Raw genomic sequence first — 429 nt, 5'->3', positions numbered from 1 at the left:
TTAAAGCTTCTTCTGAATTGAAAGAAAATAATGGAATAAATTACTCAGCAAAAAATGCCCATGATTTTGACAAAAATACAGCTTGGATTGAGGGAAAACCTGATTATGGGATTGGAGAATTTATTGAATATTGTTTTGACTTTAGCGAAACGAAAGAATATAATGGGCGCTTAGGAATTAATCGAATTTTATTGGCAAACGGATACAAGAAAAATAAACAGACTTGGGAAAATAATTCGCGAGTTAAACAACTAAAAGTCTATTTAAATGACAAACCTTATGCAATTTTAAATCTTTTGGATTCATTCGAAATACAAACAATTGACATTGGAGAAATAAAATTTCCAGCCAATAAAGAGACAAAACTAAAATTTGAAATAACTCAAGTTTATGAAGGAATTAAATATAAAGATACAGCAATAAGCTTAC

Annotated in this window: 1 protein-coding gene; it reads left to right on the top strand. The window is 28.7% G+C overall.

The window, feature by feature from the left end:
• Positions 1–17 precede the first annotated feature (17 nt).
• A partial coding sequence (locus IU405_RS00995; RefSeq protein WP_197436768.1) for an NADase-type glycan-binding domain-containing protein occupies positions 18–429 on the top strand: 412 nt, incomplete at its 3' end.

This window comes from Polaribacter sp. BAL334 (assembly GCF_015767435.1).
In the GTDB taxonomy this organism is placed as follows: domain Bacteria; phylum Bacteroidota; class Bacteroidia; order Flavobacteriales; family Flavobacteriaceae; genus Polaribacter.
Note: the sequence above shows the minus strand (reverse complement) of the source record. Positions and strands in the feature narration are given on the sequence as shown.